A 21,218-nucleotide genomic window follows, 5' to 3' on the forward strand; every position below is an offset into this window, starting at 1 on the left:
ATCCCGGCGCTACAACTCTATCTGCGCCAACCGATTGACCGATGACCAAACATTCCTCGCGTAATGTGGATCGAACAGCGCATGGTATCCGCCGGTATGCCAGAACACGATCGGCCCCTTCAGTTCGTTTCTCGACGCAAGATCCACGATGGCGGCAATCGCCTTCCCACTGTAAACCGGGTCGGTGAGTATCCCTTCTGTGGTTGCTAATAGATCGATCGCGTCGTAGACACGGGGCGACGGACGGCCGTACCCTTCACCAAGATATTTCTCTGTGAGCTTGATATCCTCTCGCCGAAGTTCGTAATGGGCGCCAATAAGGTCTGCTCCGCCGCGCGCAAAAGCAAGATATTGCCCAACGACGTCAGGGTAAACCTCCCCTGCGACGACGATCCCGCGAATATTCCACTCAGATCCATGAAGCGCATTGCCAAGGACCAGGCCCGCATGGGTGCCCCCCGACGAACTGGCATGCACGATGGTTCCGGCCGGGCGTCCGGCTTTGATCATCTGGTCGCGGAGCTCGTTGAATCCGATGGCAAAGCCGAGGCAGCTTCGCTCCGACGCACATCCTATCGGTAACCGGTAGACGCGCTCACCAGAACGCTCCAACTCCTCGACGACGCCAGCCGCCCTCCTGGAGAGTTCATGCCAATCGATATCTCCAACGAACCTGAGCTCGGCGCCCAACAATCCGTCGAGCATGAGGTTGCCGACGGGTTGTTTGGGATCGTCATGGCAAAGCACCAAGGTGCATTTCAGCCCGAGCGCGGCGCTCGCCGCCGCCACAGCGCGGGTTGCGTTGGAAAGACGTGAGCCTTCGGCCACGAGATGTGTCGCCCCCTGAGAGAGCGCGTGGGCCAGTTCGACTTCGAGTTTACGAACCTTGTTTCCGGCAAGCCCGACTGAGCCGATGTCATCGCGCTTGCACCAGACCTCGGCGCCGATGGCGGCACTAAATCGCTCCAGATATTGGACCGGAGAAACGAAGCCCCGCAGATCGAGGCGTGGAACCTGTTCAAGGGCATGCAAAGCAGACATGTAATCCTCCTGTCGCGCAGTTTCACAATGGTCTATAGTGCAAAGCGGATATCGAAATCCGGACACTGGATCATTGCAATCGGACAAAAGCGCTATGACCCGTTCACTTTGCAAATGTGCCGACCTGGATCTGGGCGACGTCGTCGCCAGGCTTGTCGAAATATCCGAAGTCACGACCTTCGCAATGGAGCGCCATCCATGGGGCCAGTTCGTGTATGCCTATGCCGGAGCAATCGAGCTGAAGGTGGAGGGAAGGAGATACGCCGCGCCGCCTGACTACGGTTTGTGGTTGCCCAAGGCGACGGAGCATCTTGCCTGGGCCGTGCCCGGAACATCCTATGCCCTCATCGATGTCGACCCTAGCTTATGTGAAAATCTGCCAACAGTTGCCACGGCTATCTCGGTCAGTCCGATTGCCGACGCTATATTCCAGGAATTGCGCAGGCGAGGAGGCTTTGATGTTGGAAGGCCCCAGAACGAGCGCCTCCTTCGCGTGCTGCTCGACCAGTTGAGTGAAGGGACTGCAAGCGACGATTTCCTTCCGTTGTCAGAAGATCGTTTCCTGTCGCTGGTCCTCGAAGCCCTGATCTGCGATCCCGGCGACAGGAGGTCGCTTTCCGACTGGGCGCGCCATGTGAATGCCACCGAGCGGACCCTGGCGCGCAGATGCCTTCGTGATCTGGGCATGACGTTTCAGGATTGGCGGCAGCAACTGCGGCTGTCACGCGCTGTTGCTATGCTGTCAGAAGGCCGTTCGGTTCGCGTAATATCAGAGGCTCTGGGTTACCGTACGCCGTCGGCCTTCATCACCATGTTCACTGCGGCCAAGGGCTGCACACCCAGCGTATACCGCGCTCAACTGGCTGCAGGACACGCCGACTGTCCCTAACGCCAGCGGTGACACAATGATCGATGGGTCGACCGTAGCTTTTCATCTCGATCAACGAACCGAACAAGGCGCTGGTTCGTGCATTCGTCATGCTGGTCAATGGACAGATGGAGAAGCTTACGACCTACTTCGACGGCGGATGATATCGGTCGCCTTTATCGTCAGTTGAACTAAGACGGGGACACTTGCTTCGAACCGGATCTCGAACGCTTTAGCCGCACCCGCTTCGTCACCTCTCTTTCGCATCTTACATTTCGCCTTGTTCTTTCGACGGTGGGCTACTTGACTCATCTATAAGCAATATTTCAATATTCCAATATATTGCAGGTCGATAGCGCGAGGGGTGTCCATGAAGGTTTGTATGGTTGGCCATGGCATGATGGGCACGTGGCACTCCGACAGCCTGAAGGAGGAGGATTGCGTGCTCCATACGTTGGTCGGGCGCGAACCCGATGACACCGCGGAGTTTGCGCAGACGTTTGGCTATCGAAAGTGGACCGTGGACTACGCGGAAGCGCTCGCCTCTGATATCGACGTGGTCATTATTGCAGGGCCGAGCGCAACGCATGCCGCCATGGCTATTGAAGCGCTCGACGCGGGAAAACATGTGCTCGTAGAGATCCCGCTCGCCATGAACTACAAAGACGCCGAAGCGGTTGTTGCCAAGGCTGAACAAAAAGGACTGGCACTCGGCGTCGTGCACCCCATGCGTTTTCGAAGCGAGCATATTGAACTCTGCAGAAGGGTTGCTGAGGGCACCGAAAGAATCCGCCACGTTCACTCGCGGCTGTTTCTCCACCGCCTTGAAAATATCGGCTCAACCGGTCTTCGAAGAACCTGGACAGACAACCTCCTCTGGCACCACGGCGCCCATCTGGTCGATGTCGGACTGTGGCTTTGCGGTGGTGGCGATCCCGAAGCCGCCGCCAGCCGGATTTCGCGGTCTTTCTCGATAATGCCGCCACCGCTTCCTCAAACGGGTATTCCGATGGAACTGGCTGCAATCGTCGAAACGGATGAGCATCAATCGATCGTGTGCACGGGATCCTATTACTCACGCGAGAGGATCTTTGATGTTTTCGCGGTGACTGATAGGGATTCTTACCGCCTGGATATCTTAAAGGGATTTATGTCAGTTGGCGGGCAAGAGCATTCCGTTCTGTCCGAACAGGACAACAATGCTCAGGTCAGTCGGGATTTTATCAACGCAGTTCGAGAGGGGAGAGCCCCTCGCGTCACCGGTCGATCTGTCCTTCCGGCTATGCGTCTTCTTCAGGACATCGAGGATCAACAGTCGCAATGGTGGGCCAATCATGCGCAAGAAAACTGATCCGATGACGAAAGATCCGGTTCTCGGCGTCGCCCACAGCGAAATTATTAGCAATGTCCCCCGGGGTGCTTGCGACTGTCACGTCCATGTCTTCGGAAATGATGCCGAGTTTCCGATGTGGAACGGCCGTTCCTACACGCCGCCGCCGGCGCCCGTCGAAGCTTTGGCAGCTCATCAACGCGCCTTGAGCTTCGATCGCGTTGTTATTGTCCAGCCGAGTATCTATGGAACCGACAATCGGTGCACACTCGACGCAGTTGCCAAGATCGGCCCCGGTGCGCGAGCGATCGCAGTGGTGGATAACGAGACGCCTTCGCGCGACCTTCAAGACCTGGCACATGGCGGCGTTGTAGGTATGAGGCTCAATCTGGCGGCCGCCGCGGCCGCAGATCTCGACAGGATTCGAAAGCAACTCTATCAAGCGATTGAAATCGCGGAACCTCTTGGGTGGCATGTCCAGATCTTCACCGAGCTCAAGATCGTGGCTGCGTTGGAGAACGATTTCAGACAGGCACCGACGCCTTTGGTGATCGATCACTTTGGCCGCGCGAACGCTGGTGAAGGTATCGAGCAGCCCGGCTTCGACGTCTTGCTCGATCTTGTCGCAGCGGGGCATGTATATGTGAAACTCTCCGCACCCTACCTCGTGTCGTCATCTCCAACGCAAGACGACGTTATGCCGCTCGTTCGAGCACTGGTTCGCGCCAATAGCTCCAGGCTCCTCTGGGGATCGAACTGGCCACATCCAGGTGCCGGCACCGGGATCCCTGCGGAAGGGATCGTTCCTTTCCGCCCGATCGATGACGGGGCAGCAATCGACAATTTCGCCTCGCAGCTGAACGACCAAGAGGTCTTCAGGCGCATTCTCGTAGACAATCCGGCAAAGCTGTTCGGCTTTTCGGATACGGATGGATTGGTCCCATGAAAAAGGCTCCCGAAACGTTGAGAAGCGCCAGATGGTTCGCTCCTGACGACCTCAAAGGGTTTGGACATCGATCGCGCATCATGCAGATGGGCTACGATGTGGAAGACTGGGCCGGGCGGCCTGTCATCGCGATCATCAATACATGGTCAGATATCAACCCCTGCCACGCCCACTTCAAGACCAGGGTCGACGATATCAAGCGGGGTGTGTTTCAGGCTGGTGGCTTTCCGATAGAGCTGCCTGCGCTTTCGCTGTCAGAAAACTTCGTGAAGCCCACGACCATGCTTTATCGAAACATGCTCGCTATGGATACCGAAGAGCTTATTCGATCGCATCCAGTCGATGGCGTGGTGCTTATGGGCGGCTGTGACAAAACCACGCCCGGATTGATAATGGGAGCGATCAGCGCGGGCGTCCCGGCTATCTATGTTCCTGCGGGACCAATGCTCCGCGGCAATTGGAAAGGCAAGACGCTTGGCTCCGGTTCGGATGCCTGGAAGTTCTGGGATGAACGCCGTGCCGGGAACATTACCGACAAGGACTGGCAGGATATCGAGGGTGGCATCGCAAGAAGCCATGGCCACTGCATGACCATGGGTACGGCGTCAACGATGACGGCCATCGCCGAATCGATAGGCATGACGTTGCCCGGCGCATCGTCTATCCCGGCCGCTGACGTCAACCACATCCGCATGTGTGCCGAAGCCGGGCGCCGCTGCGTCGATATGGTCTGGGACGATCTCACACCTTCCAAGATCTTGACCCGCAACGCCTTCGACAATGCCATTGTGGTTTCGATGGCCATGGGCTGTTCGACCAATGCGGTGATTCATCTGGTCGCCATGGCACGTCGCGCAGGACACGATGTGACCCTCAACGACTTCGACCGGGCAAGCCGCATCATCCCCGTCATCGCCAATGTCCGGCCGAGCGGAGATACTTACCTGATGGAGGACTTCTATTACGCCGGCGGGCTGCCAGCGCTTATGAAGCGTCTGGAGGCCAGTCTGTTTCTTGAAGAACGCACCGTCAACGGCAATACCATCGGTGAGAATATTGCCGGCGCCGAGGTCTACAATGACGATGTCATCCGGCCGCTGGACAATCCGATCTACGCCGAGGGCGCGCTGGCGGTCCTCAAGGGAAATCTTGCCGAGGACGGCGCGGTCATCAAGCCGAGCGCCTGCTCCCCGCAATATCTCAAGCACACCGGTCCAGCTCTCGTCTTCGATGATTTTCCTGCCATGAAGGCCGTCATCGATTCTGATGATCTCGAGGTGACCGCAGATCACGTGCTGATCTTGCGCAATGCGGGACCTCAAGGCGGGCCAGGCATGCCTGAGTGGGGCATGCTTCCAATACCGAAAAAGCTTGTGAAGCAGGGTGTCCGTGACATGGTGCGCATTTCCGATGCGCGGATGAGCGGGACCAGTTATGGAGCATGCATCCTTCACGTGGCGCCGGAAGCATACATCGGCGGCACGTTGGCCCTTGTCAGGACTGGCGATATGATCTCGATCGACGTCCCCAACCGGACGATCAAACTGGAGCTAGACGATGACGAGATCGCTCGCCGCCGCGCCACATATCAACCGCTCCCGCCACGTTTTACCCGAGGGTACGGAGCAATGTTCTCGAAGCACATTCAGCAAGCTGACAAAGGCTGCGACTTTGACTTCCTGGAATCGGCTTACGGCGGCCCGACCGATGAGCCCGCGATATTCTGATTGCGGTTCCAATCGGCTTCAGCTGTCGCAACGGGAAAAGTCCCGGCGCATCGAGCGCCGGAACCGAAGGATTCTTGATTAGCCGGCCTGCTCAGGCAATCGTTTCGAACAACGCCTCAGAGAAGATCGCAGGCTCCTCCCACATGGGATAGTGGCCGCATCCCTTCAGCACGCGGAGTTCGAAATCAGGGAACCAGGAACCGATCGTCTCGCGCAGCCGTTCCGGCACCGCACCTGGATCCTTCTCGCCGACGATCACACGCACTGGCACGCGAGCATTCTGAATTTCTTCGGCAAATCCTTTGCCGGTCCACGATGCCATATAGGCTTCCAGCACGTCGGGACGGGTGCCAGCGAGGCTGGTGTCGCGCAACCTTTCGACCCAGTCATCGGATCGGATGCCGCCGGTGTTTGCACTGATCAGCTTCTTTCTTGCGTCGGGGTCGCGCACCGCGGCCAGCAAAAGCTCCCTGCGCTGGTCATCAATCCTTGCACCCGAAGCTGGCACAGGTGCCAGCAGGATCGCCGAAAGAAGCCTCTCCGGAATATCAATGGCCAGACGCTGCGCCGACATCCCGGCCATTGAGTGTCCAATAACATGAAAGCGGTGCCATCTAAGTCGATCGGCGCAGGCGACAATGTCCGCTGCAATCTGCTCGACAGTATAGGGGCCGTCTTCCTGAATCCGACTGCCATAGCCGCGCGCATCCAGAAGCGCGAAGCTGTAGCGTTGCTTATCGATCAGCGGCAGGAACGGATCAAACAGACGGTGATCGCCCATCCATCCGGTCACCGCTATTATCTGAGTTGTGCCATTCCCGACAACCTGTGCCGGCGAAACGTTTACTGTCATTTTTGATTTTTTCTCCCGTTTCAGTATGTGCTTTTGCCGCCTGATTGCTTCGTGGGCTCGGTTGCCCCGGTTGACCTTGATGCGCTCCTCAGATCACGGAACGTTTTGACACTCGCGGCAGCTGCGCCCGCCAACAACCTGACATCGTTCGAGACCGTGACCATGTCGAATCCCCATTCTGCAGCTTTGGCTGCATAGGTTGGCGTTCCGCAATGAAGTGCCGCGCTGATCCCGGCGCCGTGCGCCGCACTCAAGATCCGCTTGATGTTCTCGATCAACTCTGGTTCTTCCCGATCGAAACCGGTCGGGTATTTCATGCCCGTGAGCCCGATCGTCAGATCGGCAGGTCCGATATAGACACCGTCGAGACCGGGTGTCGCGACGATCTCATCGAGATTTCTCATTGCTTCCGCTGTTTCGATCATCGCAAAGCAAAGTACCTGATCGTCTGCTTCCTGGCCGTAATTGGCGCCCGCCGAGATAGCGGCGCGGGACGGTCCAAAGCTACGAACTCCTTTCGGTGGATAGCGAACGTAGGACACGAGCCTTTCAGCCTCGGCTCGCGAATTGATCATCGGGCAGACAATGCCGTAAGCGCCGGCATCAAGAGCCTTCATGATCAGGGCAGGGTCGAGCCAAGGAACACGAATAAGCGGGACGACGCCGCTTGCTCGCATCGCCTGCAGCATGGAGACCGCCGCCTGGTAGTCGACAATCCCGTGCTGCAGGTCGATCCCGATACTGTCGTAGCCTTGCTCGGCCATAATTTCCGCCGAAAAGGCATTGGCGATTGAAAGCCAGCCGTTGAGGACACAGCCACCCTCCGACCAGATCGTTTTGATGGCGTTGGCCTTCATTGATAGCGGCTCCCTAATACTCGACCGTATTTCTTGACGACATCCAGATCGGGCTCGAAGCCGATTCCGGGTTGGTCCGAGACGCGGATCATGTCGCCGTTACGAATACCCTCTACGTCGGCAAGCCAGGCTTCCGGTTGAACAAAATTGTACTCCAGCGCGGTGATCGATGGACGTGCAGCCGCAACCTGTAGCGAGGCATAAAAGCCTGGGCCGAAGTATGGGGAATGCGGCATGAGCGTCGTATTGGCCGCATCTGCCAGATCCACAATTCTCAGATACTCGGAAATCCCGCCAACTTTGGTCATGCTCGGCTGCAGAAAATCGACAGCGCCTGCGTTCAAAGCTTGCTCGATCTGGAAGCTTGTGCACCAGTTTTCACCGGCGGCGATATTCAACCCCTTGCCGCGGAGCGCAGCCAGTGCCGAAAAATCCTCAGGTGGGTAAATCGGCTCTTCCAGCCACGTGAGAGCGAGCGCCTTCAGTTCGGCAAGGTTGTTCTCAATGAATTCGCGCGACCAAGCACAATTGACATCGACGCAGATATCCGTGTGATTTCCCACCGTCCTCCGGCATGCGGTGATCGCAGGCAGCGTGATCTCATGCAGTTTGATGCGGTTGAAACCCGCGTCCGTCACCTGCTTTGACGCATCGACCACGAGGTCGTGCTCAGCATACCGAACCAGGCTGGCGTAGAAGGGAATTTCGTGGCGGACCTGGCGCTCTCCTGCCAGGAGCTGATAAAGCGGCTTTCCGGCTCGTTTCGCCTTGAGATCCCATAGAGCGATGTCAACACCGGAAATCGCGAAGATCGTCACTCCGTAACGCCCGAACATATGTAACTGGCGCTGCGTCTTTGCATTCCACGCTGGAATGTCATCGATCTCCGTCCCTACCAGAAGCGGCAGGATCAAGCGATCGATCACGGATTTGGTGGCGTCTATCAGCGAATAGCCAAAGCCTTCACCCCACCCGACATTTCCGAGCTCGTCCTCCAATCGCACAAGAGCAAATTCCAATGTCTTCCAGGCGGTAGGCATTATGCCGACCCCCGTTCCGCGCAGTGCAAAGGGTATCTCGACAAGAAAAACTTCGGCCGATATGATCTTCATATATATTCCTCCCCGTGATTAATCTCTTGCTCTAGTCACGCGTCGGTGCGGGCAGCGGGTTAACGGCAAAAAAACCGCCCACTTTCGTCGTCGCCTCGGCGGGCAATTCCGATAGCGATCGAAACTCCTCGGCTCTGTGGTCACCGGCGAAATCCTGCGGCCGATAGCCGAGCTGCTCGGCGCGGATGTTGTCGAACACGGCGTTCGGGCAGTTCGACACGGAATAGACGACGTCACATCCGATCTCGGGATGCATTAATCCGATCTCGATCAGCTGGACCATGTCCCGTCCACTGGTCCAGATCCGTTCGCGCCGGCCGTCCACCACTTTGGGATCAGCATTGCCTATGCGCAGGAGCATGGTCTTGATGCCGTAGCGTTGGGCATACATTGCGCTGGCAGCTTCGCCAAAGGCTTTGCTCAGACCATAATAGCCATCGGGCGCGGGCGTAACAGAATGGTCATATTGACGAGCGGAAGGATACTGACCAACAATATGATGACTGCTGGCGAAAACGAACCGGCCCACTTTCGATGCCCGGCACGCTTCAAGCAGATAAAGAACAGCGCGATAGTTCGGATCAAGCGTATCCTCGAAGTCGACATCGGGCCCGACCAATCCGGCGAGATGCACAACGCCATCGACACCTCGCACGACCTCCCGGCAGAACGCCGCGGATGTGAGGTCACCGATGACTTTCTCCTCTCCGACCTCAGTGGCAAAGTCATTCCGCCCCGTGACCCTGAGCATATAATTATCCTTCATCAGGGGACGGATCAGTCGGCCGACATTTCCAGCGGCTCCGGTAATCAGGATCGTTTTCATGGTGTTGGCCTAGTGCAAGAGCTGTCTGAGGAAGGCCCGCGTACGCGCCTCCCTGGGATTGTCGAAAAACGCGGCGGGCCGCGCGGTCTCCACGATCTTTCCATCTGCCATGAAGATCACACGATCGGCGACCTGTCGTGCAAATCCCATCTCATGGGTGACGCAAAGCATGGTCATTCCGCTCTCAGCGAGATTGACCATGACGTCGAGAACCTCCCGGATCATTTCCGGGTCGAGTGCGGAGGTCGGCTCATCGAAGAGCATGATTCTCGGCTTCATCGCGAGAGAACGGGCAATAGCGACGCGCTGCTGCTGGCCGCCTGAAAGTTGTCCTGGATACTTGTTAGCCTGTTCAGGGATCCTCACCTTTTCAAGGAAGCCCATCGCCACATCGTTGGCCTCGGAACGCGACATGCCCCGCACCGACCTGAGCGCCAGGGTGCAGTTCTCGAGGATCGTCTTGTGTGGGAACAGGTTGAAGTGCTGAAACACCATTCCGACCTCCCGGCGAACGGCTTCAATCTGCTTCCGTTCGTTGGTCAACTGAACGCCCTCGACCAGAATCCGCCCCTTCTGATGTTGCTCGAGATGATTGATGCAGCGGATCATCGTTGATTTGCCCGATCCCGAAGGCCCCGCGATGACAATCCTCTCTCCTTCCTTCACCTGAAGGCTGATGTCCGTCAGGACCTGGTGGTTGCCATACCACTTGGAGACGTTGTCGAACTCCACGGCGCAGTTGGCAGACTTTTCGGCCATCGAAAGCTCCATATTGGTCACGCCTGCACGACAACCGGCGGCTTACTAGCCGGCGCGACACGATGGCGGAGATGTCGGGTAAGATACAATTCGAGAACGCCCCACAGCCGACGGATCGTTTCCACCATCATCAGGTAGAGAACAGCGGCCCATATATAGACCTGGAAATCAAACGATCGCGAGAAGGCCAGCTTCGTGGCCTGCATCAGCTCAGGAACAGTGATAACGCTTGCGAGGGCCGAAGCCTTCAACGAAAGGATCAACTCGTTTCCAAGCGGGCGCAACGCAATGATCATCGCTTGGGGGAGAAGGATCTGGAAGAACGTCGTTGTTTGGCTGAGGCCAAGTGAGTTTGCGGCTTCAAGCTGACCGCGGGGCAGGGAGCTCAGCGCGCCCCGCAGGATTTCAGCCTGGTAGGCGATAGTGTTCAAGGTGAAAGCGAAGAGCGCGCAGAAATACGCATCCCGGAACAGCCACCAGACTCCAAGGGCTGTCAGTTCAGAACGGATCTGACCTGCACCATAGTAGATCAGGAATATCTGCCCGAGCAGCGGGGTTCCGCGAAAGAAGACGATATAGGCCTTGGCCAAATAGCGAGGAATTGCATAGCTGCTGTTGCGCACAATGGCGAGCGGGAGAGCAAACACCGCGCCGATAAGCGCTGAGGTCAGGACAAGCTGGAGCGTGACAACGAGGCCCCAGAGGATTTTCGGACCGTAATTCGACAAAAGCTCGAAATTCATCAACGGCCTCCCACAATCCCGCGATTGGATCGCGCTTCAAGCAGGCCTATGGCGCCCGACGAAATCATCGAGACGGCGAGATAGATCAGACAGGCGACGGCATAGAAAAACAGCGGTTCCTTGGTATTCGCGACGGCAAGATTAGTCTGACGCATTAGATCCGAAAGCGAGATAATGGAGACCAATGACGTATCTTTAAGGAGCACGAACCAAAGATTGCCCAGGCCGGGGAGGGCAAGCCTCCAGAGCTGCGGGCCGATGACGCTTGCAAAAGTGCGCCACCGCGACAGACCAAGGGCTGCGGCAGCCTCGTGCTGCCCACGCGGAATCGAGCGCAGCGCAGCCACAAATGTCTCGGAGGCGAAGGAGGCGAAAACGATACCGAGAGCGATCATACCAGCGATAAATCCGCTGAATTCTCCAAAAGGGACACCGAACAGCAGTTGTGAAACACTTTGCAGGACCATTCCGCCGCCGTAGTAGATGATGAACAGCGTGAGCAATTCCGGCAGCGCGCGAAATGTCGTCGCAAAGACAGTTGCCGCGCCGGCAAGCCATTTCCGCTTGCCGTTGATCAACAGTGCGAGACCCAAGCCGAGCAGAAGTCCGAACGGAAGCGTGGCGAGCGCCAGCCTGATCGTCAACGAAAGCCCTTCGAGCAGCGGTCCGCCCCAACCTTCAGGGTCTAATGAAAGTAAATGAAGAAGATCCACCCGTCGTCTCCCGAAAAGATCAATGCCCGGCCATTGCTGGCCGGGCGCCAGGATGATCGGTCTCAATAAATCGAGAAGGGGAAATACTTCGCATTGATGGTCTTGTAGCTACCATCGGCGAGGATTTCCTTCAGCGCGGCATCGAGCTTCTCACGCAGTGCCGTATCCTCCTTGCGGACACCAACACCCTTGCCGGCGCCAAACAACGGGTCACGCAGATCGTCGCCGACCAGTTCGCAGCAGGACCCGTCCGACGACTTCTTGAGCCATTCGTCGAGCAGGATCTTGTCGGACAGGACAACATCAAGGCGACCAGCGGCCAGGTCGGCGCTTGCATCATCAACGGTTGTGTAGGTCTTGATCGTGGAATCTTTGTATTTCGCTTCAAGGAAATTCTGCTGCGTCGTCGACCCCTGGACCCCGATCGTTTTGCCGGCGAGAGCGGCGGGCGAGATATCGGTGACCTTGGCATCCTTCGGAGCCATGAACTTCGCAGGCGTGTCGTAGTATTTCGCGGTGAAGTCGATCTTCTTCTTGCGCTCTTCGGTGATGTTCATCGAAGCGACAATGGCGTCGAACTTGTGCGCGACAAGAGCGGGGATCATGCCGTCCCATTCCTGAGTGACGATCTCGCACTTGAGCTTCGCCTTTTCGCAGAGCGCGTTGGCGATGTCGACGTCAAAGCCGGTCAGCTTGCCGCCTTCGACATAGTTGAACGGAGGGTAGACGCCCTCGGTGGCGATCTTGATTGTGTCTTCCGCGTGCGCGGTAGAAATCAGCGTGAGCGCCAGCGCGCTGGCAGTAGCGATAAGCGAGAGTTTCATGTCATTCCCCTTTAGGAAGGTTAAGGATGGCGCGGGTTTTCCCGTCTTTTGTTTTTGCGTAGGCCCGAGGGCCTACGAGAGTTCGGCGAGTACCTCGTCCAAAGCGGACAAGAAGAGGTCGGCGTTTTCCACGGTGAACGGCAAGGGAGGACGAATCTTCAGGACATGCCCGAATGAACTCGAAGCGCTGATCAGCATGCGCTTTTCACGAAGTCCATTCACAACGCCAAGCGAGAGTTTGCCGTTCGGCGTCTTCGACTTGCGGTCGGTTACGAACTCCATACCCATGAACAGGCCTGCACCGCGGACCGCGCCGATTTTTTCGTACTTGTCCTGGAGTTTTCGCATGCCGCCGACCATGTATTCACCGATCTTGGCGGAATTCTCCATCAGCTTCTCGTCCTTGATGACGTCGAGAACAGCCTGCGCGGCGGCAATGGAAACCGTATTGGCGCCGAAGGTGTTGAAGTAGCGGATATCGTTGCCGAAGCGCTCCAAAACTTCCGGCTTAGCTGCGACGCCGGCGATCGGCATGCCGTTACCCATCGGCTTGCCCATAACCACGAGATCGGGAACGATGCCGTGGCGTTGGAAGCCCCACCAATGCGTACCGGTGCGGCCGAACCCGGGCTGAACTTCGTCAGCGATGTAAAGGCCGCCGGCGGTGTGAACGACGTCGACCGTCTTCTTGAGGAAACCTGCTGGTTCGGTCAGGATGCCATCGGTCGAGAAGATGCCGTCTGCGATGAAGGCCGCAAGCTTGATACCATGGCGCTGCATCGTCTTGATTGCGTCTTCGACGCGCTGGGCAAACACTTCGCCAACGTCCTCGCCCTCGCTGCGATACTGGTCCGGAGCGTCGACCACATAGACATGCTGGCCGATAGGGACATTCGGACCCATCGAAGGCGAGATCTCGGCGACGGCGGTCGTCAGCCCGTGATAGGCATTGGCGGTGACGATGACACCGGTACCGCCGGTATAGTAGCGAGAGATGCGCAGTGCCAGGTCGACGGCTTCGCTACCCGTGCAGGTATACATGACATTGGCGATTTCGCACGGATACGTCGCGAGCAAGTCCTCGGAATATTTGAGGATCGAGTCATGCAGGTAGCGGGTGTGCGTGTTCAGGATAGCGGACTGCTTGGCTATGGCATCGACGACGCGAGGATGGCAGTGACCGACGGAGGGGACGTTGTTGTAAACGTCCAGGTAAGCATTGCCCTCTGGATCATAGAGCCAAACGCCTTCCCCCCGCACGACATGTACCGGGTGCTCGTAGAAGAGCTTGTAGGAGGGGCCGAGAAGCTTTCTCCGGCGCGCGATCAGCGCCTGTTCATCGGCGGGTAGCTTGTCAACGGTGCTGGGATCGAAACCGTTGATCATATATGCGGAAGCGGATGAGGACATCGAACGTACTCCTAGAACGACAATGCGCGAGCAAGCATGTCTGCTGCCCGGGAATGGGGGATTTCGGCGAGACGGTGAAATTGGAGCCAGGCCTGCGGTGTATTGCGCAGGATGTAGGCGCGGTTTTCCGGGAACCGGACAGCCCGCCATTCGGTTATTGCGATGCGCATGACCGTGCGTGCGACAATGGTCGTAAACAGCACGTCGACTTCCTCGGCCAACAACGCGCGTCTGCCATGGAAACCCGTGAGGAAATCGCAAGCCGCAGCCATAGGATCATCGGCCTCGGTCAACTGGTAGGCCGCGGCCACCGCGGCATCAAAGATAACCGGTGTGCGCACCATGTCGCCAAAATCGATGATGCCAACGACTCGGTCGGTTTCATGAGGGTCGACGACGACGTTGTCGCTGTTGAGATCGTTATGGACCACTTGAGCGCGTAGGGAAGGAATTTTCGGAACGACTTCCATCGCAAAGCGATCCACCCAACTTAGGAGCTCCGCCGCTTTGGACGCATCCTTGATCTCATCGATCATCGGCTTCAGGGAGAGCGTGTTCTTGAGATCCCATGTTGAAAAGTGGTCTTCAGCCGGGTGACGGAAATCTTCGAGCGCTTCTTGCAGACGTGCCAGGCTTGCTCCGATATTCCGGCGCTGCCGACAGGTTTGCGGACTTTTACGCTGCAGCTCGCCCTTGGTGAATGTAACAAGTCGCACGGCGCGACGGTCATCGGGGCCATAATCAATCTCGAAATCCAAACGTCCATCACGAGTAGGGACCACCCGTTGGACCGGCATCCCCGGATCCCGTTCCTCGACATGCCGTAGTGCCATCGTGTGCATGTTCGTGACGGCGGGATCTTCCCCTGGATTAACGACTTTCAGCAAATACTCGTCTCCACCTTCGGTGGAGATACGGAAGTTGCTGTCTTTCTCTCCAGAGAGACGGTGGGCTCGAACTCTGAGACCGTAGTGCTGAAGCGCTATGTCCACGGCCTCGTCAGAAGTCAGCAGAGTTGATTTCGCGGTGAGGGCCGGCGTGACTGGATTTCGCTTTGATTGGAGCATTCATGAGTTCCCTTGCCCTTCGTTACCGATATATTGGTATATAAATATTCTGTTGGCAAGCGAGAATCTCCGGATGCACACCGACAAAAGTTTTGGAGTGTTCCGATGTATTGGTATATTGTTTGGAAAATCGCCGCGTACGCGCGGCTGTCGGAGAGTATCCCAGAGGTGACCGTGGATCAAATCGTGCCGTTGTTTTCCCCCGACCAATTGGATGGTCGGACATCAAAATCGGCGCAGGTGTACGAACTCCTACGCAATGCGATCATCTCGCTGAAGATGCCGCCGGACAGTGCCGTGGTTGAAAAGGATATTTGCGCCCAGTTGGGAATTTCACGAACACCATTGCGCGAGGCAATCTTACAGCTAGCGAAAGAAAGTCTGATCAAAATCGCTCCAAGCGACGGAACTTTCGTGAACAAGATCATCCTCCGGGAAGTGTTGCAGGGCCAGTTGGTCCGGGACACGATTGAGATGCGATTGACACAGCTGGCAGCCCGGAATTTCAAACCGGAGTATGAAAAAGAGTTCGAATTGGCGCTGTTCAAGCAGAAAGCCGCGGCGAAGAGGAAGGATGTTGATGAGTTCTTCGCGCTCGACAACGAGTTCCACAGACTGATATGTGAAACGGCTGGCTTTCCAGATGCGTGGCTGGCGATCCACAACGCAACAGGACAACTCGATCGCGTGCGCAGGCAGGCTTTCCCCCTTGAGAGCCATTATTCGGTCGTTTTCGATGAGCACCGTGAGATCTACGAGCGGATAAGGAAGCGCGACGAGGCGGGCGCTGCAGCGGTTTTCCAGGTGCAACTGGACAGCACTTTTCCGTCCATCCAGATCTTGCGAGAAAAGCGACCGGACCTGATCAGCGGGGACGCCGATATCTCGGTCACCGACATTCGGTGATGCGAGACTTATTGACGGAACTGGGGTGCTGCCGAACATCGCGTCGGCAGGAGAAAGCGACGGTGGCTTCGTTCCCGCGATACTGATGCGACGCCTTTCTCGGCTCTGATCTTAATGCGCGCCCAGCGCATCACGATTTGCGTATAGGCCCCGAGCCCTCGCTTCGATGTTGAATTAAGGCACATATTGAGAATACGGCCTGAGTCCCCACTTTGTTCGCCCATAGGCTCGCCGATAAACGCTTCCAGCAAAAGTACGGTGCGATAATTCGGTTGGAGCGTATCATCGAGGATCACTCGCAAGGCGAACGATCTTCGTAGATCTCCTGGCGGGTAATCTCGTTGAAGCCTTGGACGCGATTTGCGAATTCCTCCCACTGTATATCGAGAAATTTGCGTCAGGAGACGGTTGTGCCTTGCTTGGTTCTGGCCTCAACAACCTTCCGACAGCACTCATGATCCCAGTCATAAGCAATTTCGACGCACGCCATTTCGATGTGACGGTTCAATGAAAATTTACTGGTCATCGTCAGTATATCGATATATCAATACGTGGGGGTGCGTGATGAAAGTATATCTTCTTGAGTGCCTGACAAAGCCGATGACCACCATCTCGCTATCGATGCGTGCAAAAGTCGGGATGGCCATGGGGTTGCTACTTCTCAGCACCATTGGTCTGGGTGTCGCGGGGTTGGATCGATTAAACGCCGTGAACGCGACGGCGACGTTGATAGCGAACAAATGGCTCCCGTCCGCACAAAGCCTTGGAATGCTGGCCGCCCGCTTCGAGACCGTACGGTCACGTCAATTGCAGCTTCTTCTCTCGGGTGAGGATGATCGCACAAAGGCCGAACGGGAACTCGAAACCGGTCTGCTCGATATGTCTGACTCCATTAAGGAGTACGGAGCGCTGGCGGTCGGTGATGATGAAACCAAGAACTCCGATAACATTTCCCTCACTTACGACGCTTACATAAAATTCACAGCGCCTCTGGCTGGAATGCTTTCAGGTGGCGACTCGGCTGGAGCGCATGACCTACTGCTCGGCCAATCGCAGCCCTACCTGAAAGGGATTCGAGATGCGATAAAAAGGGGCCAGCGATACCAGAAAGAAAACTCATCATCCGCTGTTGTCTTAGGCACGAGAGCAGCCAAAGAGGCTAACTTATTCTTTGTAGTCGGTTTGGCTGTGGTGACCAGTTTGTGCATTGGCGCATTCGCGTGGATGCAGTCGCGTGTTGCATTCCCGATCGTTAGGCTCACGAACGCGATGCAGGGTCTGGCCACAGGCAATCGAACGATCGCAATTCCCGGTCTCACGCGGCGAGATGAGATCGGTTCAATGGCTCAGGCGCTGGCATTTTTCCGTAAAGCCCTGGATGAGCGCGAAATTCTTGAAAATGAACAGAGGCGATTACACGATGATACTGATCATCGCTTGCGCTCGACGGAACTGGCATTCGAGGCTGCCAGCATTGAGCAGCGCCGAGCCCTGTCAGTACTTCGTGACGGGCTGGTCCATCTGTCCAGGGGCGATCTAACGATCCGGATCGACCAGATTCTTTCAGCTGAGTACGAGGATCTGAAGACAAATTTTAATGACGCGGTTGAGGCATTGGAACAAACGGTCGCTTCCGTCGTCGAGACGGTCGTCGCTGTAAACCAGACCGCCGCTCAAATGACCGCCATCTCTAATGAACTGGCGAGGCGAACTGAGCAACAAGCAGCTTCTGTCGAGGAGGCCGCGGGTGTACTGTCGGAAATTACCTCTACGATCGGGCGGACCGCGGCCGGAGCCTCCAATGCCAACGAGGTTGTCCGGTCAGTCCAAACGGAGGCGAAGCAATCCGAAGCGGTCGTCGAGGATGCGGTCGCTGCGATGGGCGAGATCGAGGGGTCATCGTCGCAAATGTCGCAAATTATAGCAACAATCGATCAAATTTCGTTCCAAACTAATCTTCTGGCGCTGAATGCTGGCGTTGAAGCAGCGCGGGCCGGAGAGGCCGGAAAAGGATTCGCAGTGGTCGCTGCCGAAGTTCGTTCGCTCGCCCAAAGCTCGGCAAGCGCGGCTAAGGAGATCAATAACCTTATTTCGACCTCGGGAGGGCAGGTTGCGCACGGTGTTGAGCTAGTCGCGAAAGCTGGAACGACTCTGAAGCTCATCGCATCGCGCTTCGAACAAATTGCGCAAATTGTCCACGAAATTTCCGTCGGCTCAAATCATCAGGCGGAAGGCTTGCGCGGCGTTAACGCAGCCGTCGATCACATTGACAAGATGACTCGAGAAAACGCTCATCTGGTGGATGATTGGAACAAAACCGTGCAAGAGATCCTGCGCAGGTCACAAGTTCTAAAGGTTGCCGTGAGCGGCCTCACCCTTCGATCGCGGGCGAGTTTCGAAGAGAGGATGATCGCGTGATCTCCAGGCTGTCCAGCTCCGAGAGTACAACAAGTTCCATAAATCGCATTATGCGAGATGTTATAACGTTACATGAAAAGGAGCGAAGAAGAGATTTCGACTTTCCGAGGCACCTTGGCTGCCGTCGACCAGGTCCCGGCGGCAGCTCTTTTTGTTGGGGCGTCGCCAACTCACCTCCACCGATGTTTCGATGAGGGCACTCGGTGCCACGCTCTCCGCCGACCACGGCGCAACCAACCGCGATTTTTGTCATGAAGGAATGGATACTTTCGCCGCTTGAAAAGAGCTGCATCCGATGGATTTATCGAGGCAGAACCGTCGCCGAGATCGCATCCCTCGAGGGTAAGAGCGTTGTTGATATCGAAAACTGCCTGCGAAGTGCTTTACGCACGCTGGAGGCAAAATCGATCGCGGAGGCGCTCCAGAAGGCGAACCTCCCTAACCCCGATTGAGGGGCAAATCACTCCCGACGCCCGCTCTTGACTTGAAAACGGAAGCGATCTTGTTGCCGAGAGCCGCGGGAAGCGTCTGGCTCAAATGCGAATGCCGTACCCGACAGAGCGTTCCAGCTGGAGCAAACCAATCCCGCTCTTTTGGATGGCGTCCTGGCCCGGTGCCGGATCTTCCACGATCAACCCGCAGGGGGTCCGCTAGCAAGCTGCGGCCGCTCCGGCTTCGCCTCGCGGTGATCGCGCCCGTCCTCGGGCCTTGTGAGGAGCCATCGAGCGGGAATTGGCCCGCTCCCGATGGAGCCACTTCAAATGTCGCACGATCTTTCTCTCGCCCAGTCCCACGCCTTCCAGCTTTCCCGCGACCTGATGGTCCCGGTCACTCTGTTCACGGTCGACGGCGAATACGGCGTCCTTCCGTCCGACGAAATCGACGCCGACGACGATCTGGAGATCGTCCATGAATTTTTCCCATGGGCGGCTCATTGAGCCGCCGTTCCTGAGTGCCGCTTGCGAGCGGCAGGCCGCAAGGGAGGCTTCGCCGCGGCCGACCCAGGCATTGCATGATCCGACAATTGTCAGCCGCGCCCTGGCGGCCTTTGCTCTTCGCGGCTGGTGGAAGCGTGCCCGAGAAGAGACGGGCAAGGAAATGCGAGGAAGAAGAGGCATGGACAGAAGAGAAATAGAGGCGCTCCGCGAACGGGTGAAGTGTGCTGCCGTTCTCGAGCAGACGGGCTTCGCCATCGATATGAAGGAAAGCACGCGGCGGGCAGTGAAGTTTCGACGGGGGAGCGAGATCGTCATCGTCACCCATGAGGGGCGCGGATGGTTCGATCCGCTCAGCGATGCAAAGGGCGACGTGTTCGGTCTCGTCGCGCATCTCGACCATGTCGACTTTCTCGAATGCGCCGGACGTGTTGCCGCGCTCGTCGGTATTTCGATCACGGAACCGGAATGGCGGTCTCCAAAGATAGAGCAAGACTACGACCTCTCTTTATCCGAGCGATGGCAAACACGCCGCCGTCCATGGCCCGGTTCGTCGACCTGGGCTTATCTCGATGGTCAGCGTTTCCTGCCGGCATCTTTGCTTCGCGCCGCGATCCGGCAAGATCGTCTGCGCGAGGGGCCATATGCCAGCATGTGGGCAGCGCATACCGACAGCGCCGGAGCCGTCACCGGTTGGGAGGCGCGGGGTCCCGAGTATCGCGGTTTTGCCTCCGGAGGGACAAAGGTTCTCTTCCGCCTGGGGCAGGACACGGCGTTGCGCCTGGCTGTCACGGAAGCTGCGATCGACGCCATGAGCCTCGCCGCCATCGAGGGGTTGCGGGATGGAACGCTCTATCTCAGCACCGGCGGCGGATGGTCGCCGTCGACGGAGGCGGCGCTGCGGCAGATGGCATCGCGGCCCGAGGCTCTGCTAGTTGCGGCGACAGACGCCAATCCGCAAGGCGAGATGTTTGCCGAGCGGTTACGGGCGCTCGCTGACGACGTCGGCTGCAACTGGTCGCGCCTTCGCCCGCCGGCGGACGACTGGAACGAGGCCCTGAAAATCAGGGAGAAAGAAAGGAGGGAGAGGAAGGAAGGCGGCGTGCCGCATTCGCTTCGCCCGCGTCAAGGGAGGCTTCGCCCGGCGGAGCCGGCCCTTGACCCGGCCGGTCGCGATGCCGGCGGCCCGGAAGGTGTCATGAAGGACTGAAGAGGATGGCAAGGTCGGAAGGACAGTGCCGCACTTCGGTCCGGAACCACTCCGAAGGAGCCGCAGATGAATCCCTCTTCCGCAATCCGCAAAGTCTTCCAGGGCGTCGCCTCACGCCAGCAAATGTACCGGATGTTCGATCGTCACGCCCAGCGTCCGAACCGCTGGGAGGATGACGCTGCCCCGCTCTATGCCGGCGAATGGTTCGAGATCGCCGATACCGAACATGACTACATGTTCGAAATCCTGCCGCCGCTCTGGATCCGTGGATCGATGTTTGCGATGCGCGAGTTTCTGACAGGATCGGTGACATCGGTGTTCTTTGCGCTGCGGATCGACGGCGTCATCCGGCATTTCCATGGCTATTGCGATCTTTCCGACCGCCAGGCCGTTGAACGCATGCGGGTCGAAATCATCGAGCGCGAGAGCCGGCCGGTGCGCGCCATGTCGCGCGAGGAACGGCTTGAGCATATCTGGAGTATGACGGCGGACGACTATCGTGGTTATGCTGGCGAGCGCTGGCCGGAGGAGTCGCGTGGCAAGCGCACGATCATGCTTTACGGCGGCCAGACGGGCAGCACCCTGAAGCTGCTGGACGATCTCTCCGACGACGAAATCGCAGCCAAGCTGCCGGTGCAACTGCGCCACCTCCCCTCGCCGATCGCCGCATGAA

Annotated in this window: 20 protein-coding genes; 9 read left to right on the plus strand and 11 right to left on the minus strand. The window is 57.4% G+C overall.

What is annotated here, in order from left to right; genetic code table 11:
* Positions 1-9: 9 nt before the first annotated feature.
* On the minus strand, positions 10-1,041 hold the full coding sequence (locus tag ACST81_RS25895) for a 1-aminocyclopropane-1-carboxylate deaminase/D-cysteine desulfhydrase (protein ID WP_142859671.1): 1,032 nt from the start codon (positions 1,039-1,041) through the stop codon (positions 10-12).
* Positions 1,042-1,135: 94 nt separating this feature from the next.
* Between ACST81_RS25895 and ACST81_RS25900 the strand changes: the two genes are divergently transcribed.
* The 4 genes from ACST81_RS25900 to araD all read left to right on the plus strand — a co-directional run bounded on the left by ACST81_RS25900 (position 1,136) and on the right by araD (position 5,912).
* Positions 1,136-1,930, plus strand: a complete 795-nt coding sequence (locus ACST81_RS25900; protein ID WP_142859670.1) for a helix-turn-helix domain-containing protein — start codon at positions 1,136-1,138, stop codon at positions 1,928-1,930.
* A gap of 349 nt (positions 1,931-2,279) precedes the next feature.
* Positions 2,280-3,260 carry a Gfo/Idh/MocA family protein gene (locus tag ACST81_RS25905; RefSeq protein WP_142859669.1) on the plus strand — a complete coding sequence of 327 codons (981 nt, stop codon included), beginning with the start codon at positions 2,280-2,282 and terminating at the stop codon, positions 3,258-3,260.
* Positions 3,244-4,185 carry an amidohydrolase family protein gene (locus tag ACST81_RS25910; protein WP_236774489.1) on the plus strand — a complete coding sequence of 314 codons (942 nt, stop codon included), beginning with the start codon at positions 3,244-3,246 and terminating at the stop codon, positions 4,183-4,185. Before ACST81_RS25905 ends, ACST81_RS25910 begins: the two co-directional genes overlap by 17 nt.
* Positions 4,182-5,912 (plus strand): L-arabinonate dehydratase, encoded by a 1,731-nt coding sequence (gene araD, locus ACST81_RS25915; RefSeq protein ID WP_142859667.1) that lies wholly within the window; start codon positions 4,182-4,184, stop codon positions 5,910-5,912. The genes ACST81_RS25910 and araD overlap by 4 nt, the downstream gene beginning before the upstream one ends.
* 91 nt (positions 5,913-6,003) lie before the next feature.
* On the opposite strand, the gene ACST81_RS25920 is transcribed toward araD, so the two are convergent.
* The 10 genes from ACST81_RS25920 to ACST81_RS25965 all read right to left on the minus strand — a co-directional run bounded on the left by ACST81_RS25920 (position 6,004) and on the right by ACST81_RS25965 (position 15,076).
* Complete coding sequence (locus ACST81_RS25920) at positions 6,004-6,765, minus strand: alpha/beta fold hydrolase (protein ID WP_142859665.1); 762 nt, start codon at positions 6,763-6,765, stop codon at positions 6,004-6,006.
* 20 nt (positions 6,766-6,785) lie between these two features.
* Positions 6,786-7,622, minus strand: a complete 837-nt coding sequence (locus ACST81_RS25925) for an HpcH/HpaI aldolase family protein (RefSeq protein ID WP_142859663.1) — start codon at positions 7,620-7,622, stop codon at positions 6,786-6,788.
* Positions 7,619-8,734 carry a mandelate racemase/muconate lactonizing enzyme family protein gene (locus ACST81_RS25930; protein WP_269703605.1) on the minus strand — a complete coding sequence of 372 codons (1,116 nt, stop codon included), beginning with the start codon at positions 8,732-8,734 and terminating at the stop codon, positions 7,619-7,621. Before ACST81_RS25930 ends, ACST81_RS25925 begins: the two co-directional genes overlap by 4 nt.
* A 31-nt stretch (positions 8,735-8,765) precedes the next feature.
* Positions 8,766-9,560 (minus strand): NAD-dependent epimerase/dehydratase family protein, encoded by a 795-nt coding sequence (locus ACST81_RS25935; RefSeq protein ID WP_142859659.1) that lies wholly within the window; start codon positions 9,558-9,560, stop codon positions 8,766-8,768.
* Positions 9,561-9,569: 9 nt separating this feature from the next.
* Positions 9,570-10,319, minus strand: a complete 750-nt coding sequence (locus tag ACST81_RS25940) for an amino acid ABC transporter ATP-binding protein (protein WP_142859657.1) — start codon at positions 10,317-10,319, stop codon at positions 9,570-9,572.
* Positions 10,320-10,336: 17 nt separating this feature from the next.
* Positions 10,337-11,062, minus strand: coding sequence for an ABC transporter permease (locus ACST81_RS25945; protein WP_142859655.1), 726 nt, complete (start codon positions 11,060-11,062; stop codon positions 10,337-10,339).
* On the minus strand, positions 11,062-11,775 hold the full coding sequence (locus ACST81_RS25950) for an ABC transporter permease (RefSeq protein WP_142859654.1): 714 nt from the start codon (positions 11,773-11,775) through the stop codon (positions 11,062-11,064). Before ACST81_RS25950 ends, ACST81_RS25945 begins: the two co-directional genes overlap by 1 nt.
* A 62-nt stretch (positions 11,776-11,837) precedes the next feature.
* Positions 11,838-12,599, minus strand: a complete 762-nt coding sequence (locus tag ACST81_RS25955; protein WP_142859652.1) for a transporter substrate-binding domain-containing protein — start codon at positions 12,597-12,599, stop codon at positions 11,838-11,840.
* 72 nt (positions 12,600-12,671) lie between these two features.
* Positions 12,672-14,009 (minus strand): aspartate aminotransferase family protein, encoded by a 1,338-nt coding sequence (locus tag ACST81_RS25960; RefSeq protein ID WP_142859651.1) that lies wholly within the window; start codon positions 14,007-14,009, stop codon positions 12,672-12,674.
* A gap of 11 nt (positions 14,010-14,020) precedes the next feature.
* On the minus strand, positions 14,021-15,076 hold the full coding sequence (locus ACST81_RS25965) for a phosphotransferase (RefSeq protein WP_142859650.1): 1,056 nt from the start codon (positions 15,074-15,076) through the stop codon (positions 14,021-14,023).
* 105 nt (positions 15,077-15,181) lie between these two features.
* On the opposite strand from ACST81_RS25965, the gene ACST81_RS25970 reads away from it, so the two are divergent.
* From ACST81_RS25970 to ACST81_RS25990, 5 genes are all read left to right on the plus strand, one after another.
* The gene (locus tag ACST81_RS25970) at positions 15,182-15,982 is read left to right on the plus strand and encodes a GntR family transcriptional regulator (RefSeq protein WP_269703612.1); all 801 of its coding nucleotides are present in this window, start codon (positions 15,182-15,184) and stop codon (positions 15,980-15,982) included.
* 564 nt (positions 15,983-16,546) lie between these two features.
* The gene (locus ACST81_RS25975) at positions 16,547-18,400 is read left to right on the plus strand and encodes a HAMP domain-containing methyl-accepting chemotaxis protein (RefSeq protein WP_161991860.1); all 1,854 of its coding nucleotides are present in this window, start codon (positions 16,547-16,549) and stop codon (positions 18,398-18,400) included.
* A gap of 761 nt (positions 18,401-19,161) precedes the next feature.
* The gene (locus ACST81_RS25980; protein WP_162854294.1) at positions 19,162-19,338 is read left to right on the plus strand and encodes a hypothetical protein; all 177 of its coding nucleotides are present in this window, start codon (positions 19,162-19,164) and stop codon (positions 19,336-19,338) included.
* A gap of 178 nt (positions 19,339-19,516) precedes the next feature.
* Positions 19,517-20,545: a DUF3991 and toprim domain-containing protein gene (locus tag ACST81_RS25985; protein WP_142859880.1), complete on the plus strand. Its 1,029-nt coding sequence runs from the start codon at positions 19,517-19,519 to the stop codon at positions 20,543-20,545.
* A 66-nt stretch (positions 20,546-20,611) separates the two neighbouring features.
* Positions 20,612-21,217, plus strand: coding sequence for a DUF1419 domain-containing protein (locus ACST81_RS25990; protein WP_142859647.1), 606 nt, complete (start codon positions 20,612-20,614; stop codon positions 21,215-21,217).
* Position 21,218 lies beyond the last annotated feature (1 nt).

The sequence above is a fragment of the Pararhizobium sp. O133 genome (assembly GCF_051669845.1).
Taxonomy (GTDB): Bacteria; Pseudomonadota; Alphaproteobacteria; order Rhizobiales; family Rhizobiaceae; genus Pararhizobium.

Bases quoted from the DNA above. Each gene is read 5' to 3' on its own strand.
- ACST81_RS25980 (WP_162854294.1), top strand. From the start codon at position 19,162: ATGTCGCACGATCTTTCTCTCGCCCAGTCCCACGCCTTCCAGCTTTCC.
- ACST81_RS25985 (WP_142859880.1), top strand. From the start codon at position 19,517: ATGGACAGAAGAGAAATAGAGGCGCTCCGCGAACGGGTGAAGTGTGCT.
- ACST81_RS25955 (WP_142859652.1), bottom strand. From the start codon at position 12,599: ATGAAACTCTCGCTTATCGCTACTGCCAGCGCGCTGGCGCTCACGCTG.
- ACST81_RS25900 (WP_142859670.1), top strand. From the start codon at position 1,136: ATGACCCGTTCACTTTGCAAATGTGCCGACCTGGATCTGGGCGACGTC.
- ACST81_RS25935 (WP_142859659.1), bottom strand. From the start codon at position 9,560: ATGAAAACGATCCTGATTACCGGAGCCGCTGGAAATGTCGGCCGACTG.
- ACST81_RS25920 (WP_142859665.1), bottom strand. From the start codon at position 6,765: ATGACAGTAAACGTTTCGCCGGCACAGGTTGTCGGGAATGGCACAACT.
- ACST81_RS25910 (WP_236774489.1), top strand. From the start codon at position 3,244: ATGCGCAAGAAAACTGATCCGATGACGAAAGATCCGGTTCTCGGCGTC.
- ACST81_RS25895 (WP_142859671.1), bottom strand. From the start codon at position 1,041: ATGTCTGCTTTGCATGCCCTTGAACAGGTTCCACGCCTCGATCTGCGG.
- ACST81_RS25925 (WP_142859663.1), bottom strand. From the start codon at position 7,622: ATGAAGGCCAACGCCATCAAAACGATCTGGTCGGAGGGTGGCTGTGTC.
- ACST81_RS25930 (WP_269703605.1), bottom strand. From the start codon at position 8,734: ATGAAGATCATATCGGCCGAAGTTTTTCTTGTCGAGATACCCTTTGCA.
- ACST81_RS25940 (WP_142859657.1), bottom strand. From the start codon at position 10,319: ATGGCCGAAAAGTCTGCCAACTGCGCCGTGGAGTTCGACAACGTCTCC.
- araD (WP_142859667.1), top strand. From the start codon at position 4,182: ATGAAAAAGGCTCCCGAAACGTTGAGAAGCGCCAGATGGTTCGCTCCT.
- ACST81_RS25905 (WP_142859669.1), top strand. From the start codon at position 2,280: ATGAAGGTTTGTATGGTTGGCCATGGCATGATGGGCACGTGGCACTCC.
- ACST81_RS25965 (WP_142859650.1), bottom strand. From the start codon at position 15,076: ATGCTCCAATCAAAGCGAAATCCAGTCACGCCGGCCCTCACCGCGAAA.
- ACST81_RS25975 (WP_161991860.1), top strand. From the start codon at position 16,547: ATGAAAGTATATCTTCTTGAGTGCCTGACAAAGCCGATGACCACCATC.
- ACST81_RS25945 (WP_142859655.1), bottom strand. From the start codon at position 11,062: ATGAATTTCGAGCTTTTGTCGAATTACGGTCCGAAAATCCTCTGGGGC.
- ACST81_RS25960 (WP_142859651.1), bottom strand. From the start codon at position 14,009: ATGTCCTCATCCGCTTCCGCATATATGATCAACGGTTTCGATCCCAGC.
- ACST81_RS25990 (WP_142859647.1), top strand. From the start codon at position 20,612: ATGAATCCCTCTTCCGCAATCCGCAAAGTCTTCCAGGGCGTCGCCTCA.
- ACST81_RS25970 (WP_269703612.1), top strand. From the start codon at position 15,182: ATGTATTGGTATATTGTTTGGAAAATCGCCGCGTACGCGCGGCTGTCG.